This window comes from Vibrio sp. 1978 (assembly GCF_033344345.1).
The window spans coordinates 1-635 of the sequence record NZ_JAWPOP010000613.1; the positions used below are offsets into that span (position 1 = coordinate 1).

Consider the following 635-nt stretch of genomic DNA (forward strand, 5'->3'; position numbering starts at 1 on the left):
TCCCGTTTGTTTTATGATCAACTTCAGTGTCAAACCCGAGTTTAGAAAGAAAATCATTTATTGCCCGTGTTTTATAGCCTTCAGAATGTGACTGTGAAGTGATGGGCTTCAACATAGTATTCATCGAACTCAGTTTTTTACAGAGTGCGGAATTACCATTTAATAACTGGTTGATGATATCATAAGCTTCATAATAACTGGATTTAGGGATAGAATGCTTCTGGTCAATACGTTCAATAGATATGTTTAAAGTTTTAAAAAGAACATTCATCAGATTAAAAAGGGGCTGGTCTGATGTTTTAGTCTGGCGCCACTCAGTATATTCTTGCAAATGTTCTAATAACGAAGCTTTGTTTCTAGAAAATGAGATTGCGTCGTCAGTCAAATAATCAATTTGAATATGCAACCTTTCTGAAATCACTCTCTTTTCAGCAGCACTCAGTTGCAAGTTGTTTGCTTGACCTGATTGAATGACTTCATTAGCTTCATCCAGGTCAGTGACATGTTCAGGCGCGTTATAAATCGATTCGTTAACTGAGGCCCTGTATACTTCTTCAAGCTGCTTTTGCAGCAGAGATTCATTGGCATCTTGTTTTGCGTAGTATTCTTCAGCGTTAACTCGAAAACCTAACGCT

1 pseudogene is annotated in these 635 nt (G+C 37.3%); it reads right to left on the reverse strand.

Annotated elements, in window-relative coordinates:
• A pseudogene (locus R8N49_RS28135) lies at nt 1-635 on the reverse strand (hypothetical protein); the annotation flags it as partial.